This is a genomic window from Bacillus sp. AY2-1 (assembly GCF_008368965.1).
Lineage (GTDB): Bacteria > Bacillota > Bacilli > Bacillales > Bacillaceae_G > Bacillus_A > Bacillus_A thuringiensis_S.
Genome location: NZ_QPEL01000217.1, coordinates 1 through 7,826, shown reverse-complemented (window position 1 = coordinate 7,826; position 7,826 = coordinate 1). Strand labels below are relative to the sequence as shown.

Sequence of the window (7,826 nt, the reverse complement as noted above, 5' to 3'; positions counted from 1 at the left end):
GGATTCAGTAAGTCTGACTCTTTTCCCTTAAATAATCTACTTATGGAACGGTTGTTTACTTGTAAAATGAATTTTAAATTGGATTTCTTGAGGGAGATTTGATCGACGGAGGGAATGGATAGATAAACAAAATTAAAGAGAATTGTAATGGAAAGAACTATAGGAAATATTTAGGGAGTTATTAGATAATATGTTTTTTAGTATTTAAGAAGAGTCCCGTGTATAAATTATTACATATCAAAATAAACGATTAGTCATTAAATAGAGAGAAGGACACTAGTTATTTGTATAAATGGAATACCGGAGAGTAGGAAATTAATATAAGTAGAGGGTGCAATCCTCAGTATTTCTTGAATGTTAATAAGCATTAAACTTTATATTGCAACACTTACAGGTGATGCTCCAACTGTTACTACTGTATTTACGGTATAATCAACGGAGTTAAGAATAGTTACTGTATTTTGTTCTGGCTGAGTAATATAGATGAATTTCCCATCAGGTGTAAAAGCAGCACTTGCTGGACCATTGATGGAAATCGTTCCTGTGGATAGTTGATGTGCTGTATCAATAATATTGATTTCATCTATAGTTTCTTCTCCTAGCAAAGCTACAGGCTGATTAGGTGAAAGAACAAGGAACGAGTAGTAATACGTTCCGGTAAGAATTCTGCCAATCTCTTGAAAAGTGGACAAGTCAATAACTGCAAGAAGGGTCCCAGTCGCTGGAAGTTCTTCTGTAACATAAGCTAAGCCATCAAACAAACTAATTTCTATGATGCTTGGATAATCCATTGAAGTAGGAAGATCTACTACAATTTCTCCTGTATTTAGATCAACTTTTACAATACTCCAAGTCGTATAATTTACGATGTAGGCGTATTGTCCATTCGGATCAATGGCTATACTTGAAAATCCAGATCCTCCTAGTGAGATAGTATTAGAGATGGTTTGAGTTAAGAGGTTAATAACAGTAATGCCCATTGAACCAGTTAAAAAATTTAGTATATACGCAAACTGATTATCCGGAGAAAACCCAATATCAATTGGACCGTTTATTGAGAAAGTAGAGGTAATAGTAAGAGTTTCGTTTTTAATCATAGAGACACTATTATCATTTGAGTGCAAAACTAAATTGTATGTTTTGTTTGGATTAACAGCAACTTTAATTGGCTGATATGGAAGATTGATTACATGCTGGACAGTCTTTGTTGCTGTATTAATTACTGAAAGAGTATTATCATCTCTATTTGCTGTAAAAGCATAAATAGGAGGATTTGGTGGCACTGGTAAAACAGAGAGGGTGCCATTTAAGATAAATGTATTTTTATCTTGTGGCGTAACTGTTAAACTCTTAAGTTTAAAGCTACTAAAATCAAAGCAGCAATTTGAATCAATTGTATAATAAACAATCTGATTGATAGAGAATTTATGCCATTTAGAAAAAGCTGCATCTCCTTGTCCATATTGATTTTGAACAGGGGAAATGCTAACAAGCATTGTAAGTACTCCATATATGCGAACACTGTGTACTGGATAGGAACCTTCAGGTAGATCAGTTTGAAGAAGGCAAGGGTTCGGTGTTTGCATCGTACATGGTTCAAATGCACATTTTAATCGGTTTGTATTCCAGGTGACAGCACCGGTATAATTCGTATCATTAATTATATATCCTTCAGGAGCTGTAATTAAAACCTCAAAATCTACATATTGATTGCACGTACCTTGGCAAGGGAACATGTACTTCACTTCCTTTATCAAAAATTATGTGTTATTTCATGTGGTATATAAAGTTGATTACATACCGTATTAAGAAAAATAATTTTAGAACTTATGCCTTTTTATGAAATAATCATGTTTGAAAGGCATTTACTTGTTGATATGACATGCCAATAGGTGGCAATGCTCTATATTATGCTTCCTATTTTCTAATGCTTGTACATATCGTGGTTATTTTAATCGGGATAATATTTGATCCAATAATAGTAAAACACGTTGAGGTAAATATAAAATTGATCTCGATAGGTTAATGCTGATAAAGCGCTATTGAATTCAAAGAAGTCAAAGCATGAAAGGTGACACAGCACTATGGCAGAAACGGAAATTGCATATGTACCACTAATAAGGGGTGTGACGCTTAAGAGTGAAGGGGAGTAAGTCTAGAAAGTGATTAGAGTTTCCTGGTTTATTTTTTACATCAGAAGATTTTCTAGTTAGCAAGTCATATTATGATTGAAGTTACTTATGGAATAGATTTTTACGGAAAATAATAAAAATTCATGGACAAACAAGATATCGCCTTTATCTTTTAGTGTATACAAAAAGAAAATCATAATTACCGGAACAGTTCGTTCTTTTTGTTTATATAATAATATAACTGAACTTTATTTATTGATAAGGAGTGGGATAATAGCTGCCTAAAATTATAGTTATTATGACTAGTTATTACAAGCCATTGTTTGTAGAGAAATCGATACGGAGCGTATTAAATTAGAATTGTCAATGTTTCGCAGTTTTAATTAACGAAGTATCTCAGCCAATTAAAGCTGTAAAAAGACCTGCACAAAAGATTACAAACAATGATTCATATATAATGGATCATTGTTCGACATGTATTGGGCTTCTATTTTGCCAATCGTTCAAAAAATGGGGTTCTTACTGGGATAAAAAACCGAATTTTATTGCATAAGGTATGCTATTTTTTTGAGATTGAATCATTTTTGGGATTTTTATCCGATAGATAAGATTTTATATATAAATTATATTAATTTAAATTCAATATATTTTTAGTTATTCGCGGAAGAAAAAAATGAATTTATACAATTATTAAACCATAAAGAACATGTAAGGAATTAAGAGAAGACTTAAGAAGAAAAAGAGGGTGAGACCTTGAGTGAAGTCTATTTGAAAAATTATTGGTTATTAAATTTAGAGTATATAAAGGTGTTTTCTGAATTAGTACATCATAACATTTCTTTACCTTTATTAAGTAATTTTTATCAATATTTAGAAGAAGATGTTAAAAATAAGATGAAAAGTAAGGATTTTTATAAATATTTGTCAGTTGCACCAATAGAAGAAAAACAATTGCAGTCAGAATTTGAAAAATGGTTGCCTCTGCTTGAGCAAACGACAAAGAAAAGAGGACCAGATGGAGTCGTATTGCTTAATACTGATTATCTTCGTTTTTCAGCAGGTAATTTTTCCTATTTTAACCCTGAGTATACAAAAATATTAACAAGAGCAAAAAAAAGCGAGCTCTATGGTCTTCCTACGATTTGTACACTGGATTATACAAATAAAGTTCCTGATAGTTCTCATATTTTCATTGAAAAAGCTCAAAAATTTTTTTCAACATATAAAAAACATCCGTTATTTTCTAATAAATTTTTTCAAACAAAACTACTTAATGATCTTCCTATCATGATTGAAAAAATTAATATGGCATATTTTATTTTTGAAGAACATGATATCTCGAGTGTGATTGTTGGTACAACAGAAGATATAACGAACCGAGTACTTACTCTTATCTCTAAAAGTAAGGGGATTCCAAGTTATTGTCTTCAGCATGGAGCCATAATGGGAGAAGAAGCGTTCTTTCCAATTTTTGCTACAAAACAGATTGTATATGGAGAGTATGAACGAGAGTGGTATTTTCAAAGAGGGGGAGTTGATTCTCAAATCGAGATATTGGGACATCCAAGATATGATGATATCTATGATAAGAAACATTTAGAAAAAAAAGTACTTTGTAAGAAACTAAATATAGATCCCTCTAAGAAAATAATCTTTATAGCAACGCAACCATTTAAAACCCAAGTTTATGTTGAATTAACTAAACAATTGATGAAAGATAAAAATATTACAGTTATTATAAAGCCTCATCCTTGGGAAAAAGGTCGTAATTTAGTAAGCGAATATATTCATTTAAGTAAGGTATATCCTAATGTTAAGTATATTACAACTGAAGTAAGTATTTATGATGTCATTTCTAATTCAGATCTTGTAGTTATCTCTAATTCAACAGTAGGATTAGAGGCTATGTTATTGGATAAACCAGTAGTCGTTTATAAATCTAAGTCAGAGGAGAGAGATTATAAATATTACGATGAATTAAGCTGGCTTGTAACTCATTCTATTGAAAATATGATACAGACAATTGAAAAGGTTTTATATGATTCTTCCTATTCTATAACTGCTAAACAATTAAGGGATTATTTCATACAGAAAAATTACCCTCAAACAACAGTTACTCAAAAATTAAAAGATTTATCTCGAGGTATGTAAAAGTAAAAAAACTTTATAAAACACAATGAATTATACAGCTAAACATCTAAATAATCGTATGGAATAAGATCATAGACACGTAAAACGTCGTTTTGCTAGATCCTCAAGATTCCAAAATTCTCTTCAAGCCTCAATCACAATAAAAGGAATTGAAACTCTTCATGCCCTATATAAAAAACGGAGTCATCAACCAAAATCCGTTTTTTCGATGTACAATGAATTATAGAAATTATTGCTATCTATATAAAATTTGTTTTTTAAACCAAAGTTTTTTATATTTTAGCTAATTTTGCAACAGAACCAATATTCCAGTCTAGAACTTCGTCTGGATAGAATTTTCACTACAATATGAAATTTCCTGTGAGCCAAGATGTGTGGGAGAAGTTGGGTATTATGAAATCAGTGTATTTCCTAATTTTTTTGATAAGAATGGCAATACAGTTCATTCTTCTTTTAGTTTTGGAGTTGAAAGTGTATTAATATGTGGTGAACCACCTGCCACTTAACGTTCTAACGGACTGTTTATAGAAGGGATCACAATATAGAAAAACCTCAATCTGAGCATTTAATACTTTGGGATAATAGTAAAATATCTATTTAATTAGAATATCCCATGAGAAATTCCACCATCAATTGGAATAAAAGTACCTGTAATAGCACTTGCAGCATTACTAGCTAAAAAAGCTACAACATTCCCAAATTCTATTGGTTCATTATATCTCTTCATTGGTAAATTTTGCGTGATTTCTAATTCGATCTCTTCAACATTTCGCTTTTGTGTTTTAGACATTTCATTTAATAATTCTGATGCGCGAGCAGTTTTGAAAGAACCAGGTCCAACAGTATTAACTGTAACTCCATAACTAGCGTATTGATGAGAAAGGGTTTTCGAAAGAGAAGCTAGTCCAGCCCTATATATATTTGATAAAGTAAGCATTTTTGAAGGCTCTTTTGCAGTAAGGGAAGAATTTATAATAATCCTGCCCCATTTACGAGAGCACATATCAGGAATTAATTGTTTAGTTAAATAAATGACGGGCAATAACAGGTCATTGTGTGCTTTACAGAAATCTTCAATTTTTAACTCCTCTATCGTTCCAGCTTTAGGGCCAGCTACATTTGTGAATAAAATATCAATATTACCCAGTTGGTTTTTTCCTTGCATAATAAGTTTATTTAAATCTTCGATGTTAGTTACGTCGGATGGGATTGCTAGAACTTCTCCTTTACTACCAATATCACAAATTTCTTTTTTAGCTTTTTCTAATTTTTCACTTCTACTTGTAATAATTATATTATGTCCATCAAAGTATAATCTTTTAGCAACTGCTAAGCCAAGTCCATCAGAACTAGCTAACACTAATGCGGTACGTCTTTCAATTTTATTCATTAAATCTCCTCCAACATATCTTCATATAATTGATCATCTTTACTTACATCATATTTTAAAATTCTACCTATAAAATTCTTAGCTTCTGAAGGTTGGGTACCTGTCCCAGGGCGCTTATATGTTAAATCACTCCATTGAATTTTTGTACCTTTAGTCATATCACTACAAGCTACCAAGGACCTACGAGTTAATATAAAATTTGCATCATCCGTATGCCGGCGCTTTATCGGCAAACCTATTGCTTTTTTAATATTACGTATATCAGTTACAAATTGATTTAGTTCATGAGGATTAATAGAAACTTCATAGTCAGGTCTTTTTATTGTAGCGTCTAAACTGAAGTGCTTTTCTATAACGTGAGCACCTAACGTAACTGCTGCTAAGGAGATAGCTGTTCCTGCAGTGTGATCACAGAAACCTACTGGATAATTAAATTTTTTTAGTGTCTCCATTACTCTAAGATCAACTTCATTAGGTGGAGTCGGGTATTTAGTATTCGTTTGATATACAACGACATTTTTCCCACCAGATTTTTCAATAACTTCTAAAGCAGCTTCTATTTCAGGTAACAATGCACTTCCAGTAGAAAGAAATATAGGTAAACCAGTTTTTGCACATTCAGCCAAAAAGGGATGGCATGTAATATCCCCGCTAACTATTTTAAGAAAATCAGCACCTGACTTGACAATAAACTCAAGAGATTTAAAATCTACAACACAAGCCGTCGTAGATAACCCCAAGCTATGTGCAGTATCAAACAATTCGATAATCTGTTCGTCTGATAATCTCCATTTATCCCAATCTAATTTGGTCTTAGAAGATTTTCTACAATCAATGTCATTATAGGCTATATGCTGAAAAGTAACGGCATCAGCCATACTTGAGTTGGCAACCTCGACCATTTTTTTTGCTTCAATAAATGAACCTGCATGATTAATCCCAGCCTCGGCAATTACAAAAACTGATGAATCATCACCAATTAGCTTGCTATTAATATTAAATTTCTGCATCAGCAATCTGTCCTTTCTCAAGCTAACTACAACATTGCAGTAGTTGTATAAAATGTAATTTTTAAGTTAATTTGTAAGGGATTGTTAGCATGATTTTTATTGAAAAATGTTTAAACAGACGTGAAGTACAAATAATCACATGCTATAACAGCTGCAGTGTTTATTTAGGAGAAGACATACCTACCTTTTTTAAACATCATCTGGAATCTTTTTATGATATTTTAAATCTTTCGCTTTTTTATTTTTCAGCAACTTTAATAACGTATGAACAAATAAAAGAATTTAGAACGTGAAATAAGTATTTTTCAAAATAATTATTGAATAAATGGGGGGATATTTGTTTTAATTTCCAGCAGATAAATATCAATTAGTAGTTTTCCATTAGTGTATTATGTGCGTTCAATGTATATCTATATCGTCATTCTCTTGAAAATATCTAACTAGCCTAAGTGGTTATTATGGAGGTGCTCTATGAAATTAGCATTAGGTACTGTTCAGCTGGGTCTTCATTATGGAATAGGAAATATAATGGGTAAGCCTGATAGGGAAGAGGCTTTAAATATCATCCAATATGCTATAAATAACGGTATTGATGTGTTAGACACAGCGTCTTCTTATGGAAATAGTGAAGCTATTATAGGTGAATATGTCTCAAGCAAAAAAACAGAAAAAATTTTTCAGGTTGTAACTAAAATACCTATGATTGAATCTGAAAATATTGGTATTGAGCATTTAGATAGTTTAATTGATAAATATATTAAACAATCTATGATGAATTTGAAAACAAACATTATAGACTGTTGCCTGTTACATGATTCTAAAAATATGGTTTCACATAATGGATATATCATTCAAAAATTAAATACATTGAAATCAGGGGGAGTAATCAAAAAGATTGGTGTATCCGTTTATACACCTGCTGAAGTTAAGCGTTTTTTGGAATTTGATTGTTTTGATATGATTCAAGTCCCTTTAAATATATTTGATCAACGTCTAATTCATTCAGGACTACTACAAAAGCTGAAAACAAAAGGAATAGAAATACATGCTAGAAGTCCATATCTTCAAGGGTTGCTATTAATGGATGCGGAAAAAATCCCCGATTATTTACAACTCGCTAAAAAACCAATAAAAGAATTTGAG

Annotated in this window: 5 protein-coding genes and 2 pseudogenes; 4 read left to right on the top strand and 3 right to left on the bottom strand. The window is 31.5% G+C overall.

All coding sequences use genetic code 11. The features are described from left to right. Window positions 1-374: 374 nt before the first annotated feature. Window positions 375-1,736 carry a YncE family protein gene (locus DN403_RS29085; protein WP_149186042.1) on the bottom strand — a complete coding sequence of 454 codons (1,362 nt, stop codon included), beginning with the start codon at window positions 1,734-1,736 and terminating at the stop codon, window positions 375-377. 778 nt (window positions 1,737-2,514) lie between these two features. On the opposite strand from DN403_RS29085, the pseudogene DN403_RS32455 reads away from it, so the two are divergent. From DN403_RS32455 to DN403_RS32045, 3 genes and pseudogenes are all read left to right on the top strand, one after another. Beyond that, a pseudogene (locus DN403_RS32455) lies at window positions 2,515-2,881 on the top strand (glycosyltransferase family 2 protein); the annotation flags it as partial. A gap of 4 nt (window positions 2,882-2,885) precedes the next feature. Next, on the top strand, window positions 2,886-4,283 hold the full coding sequence (locus DN403_RS29075; RefSeq protein WP_149186041.1) for a CDP-glycerol glycerophosphotransferase family protein: 1,398 nt from the start codon (window positions 2,886-2,888) through the stop codon (window positions 4,281-4,283). A gap of 22 nt (window positions 4,284-4,305) precedes the next feature. Beyond that, a pseudogene (locus DN403_RS32045) lies at window positions 4,306-4,509 on the top strand (DDE-type integrase/transposase/recombinase); the annotation flags it as partial. A gap of 375 nt (window positions 4,510-4,884) precedes the next feature. On the opposite strand, the gene DN403_RS29070 reads toward DN403_RS32045, so the two are convergent. Continuing rightward, a complete protein-coding gene (locus DN403_RS29070; protein ID WP_097815259.1) occupies window positions 4,885-5,673 on the bottom strand; it encodes an SDR family oxidoreductase in 789 nt (262 codons plus the stop codon). Next, complete coding sequence (locus tag DN403_RS29065) at window positions 5,673-6,683, bottom strand: N-acetylneuraminate synthase family protein (RefSeq protein WP_098833930.1); 1,011 nt, start codon at window positions 6,681-6,683, stop codon at window positions 5,673-5,675. The genes DN403_RS29070 and DN403_RS29065 overlap by 1 nt, the downstream gene beginning before the upstream one ends. Before the next feature lie 471 nt (window positions 6,684-7,154). Here DN403_RS29065 and DN403_RS29060 point away from each other — a divergent pair. Beyond that, the coding region (locus tag DN403_RS29060) for an aldo/keto reductase (protein WP_149186040.1) at window positions 7,155-7,826 on the top strand (672 nt) is incomplete at its 3' end.

Excerpts from the sequence above, each read along its gene's own strand:
- DN403_RS29085 (WP_149186042.1), bottom strand. The coding sequence starts at position 1,736 with ATGTTCCCTTGCCAAGGTACGTGCAATCAATATGTAGATTTTGAGGTT.
- DN403_RS29070 (WP_097815259.1), bottom strand. The coding sequence starts at position 5,673 with ATGAATAAAATTGAAAGACGTACCGCATTAGTGTTAGCTAGTTCTGAT.
- DN403_RS29065 (WP_098833930.1), bottom strand. The coding sequence starts at position 6,683 with ATGCAGAAATTTAATATTAATAGCAAGCTAATTGGTGATGATTCATCA.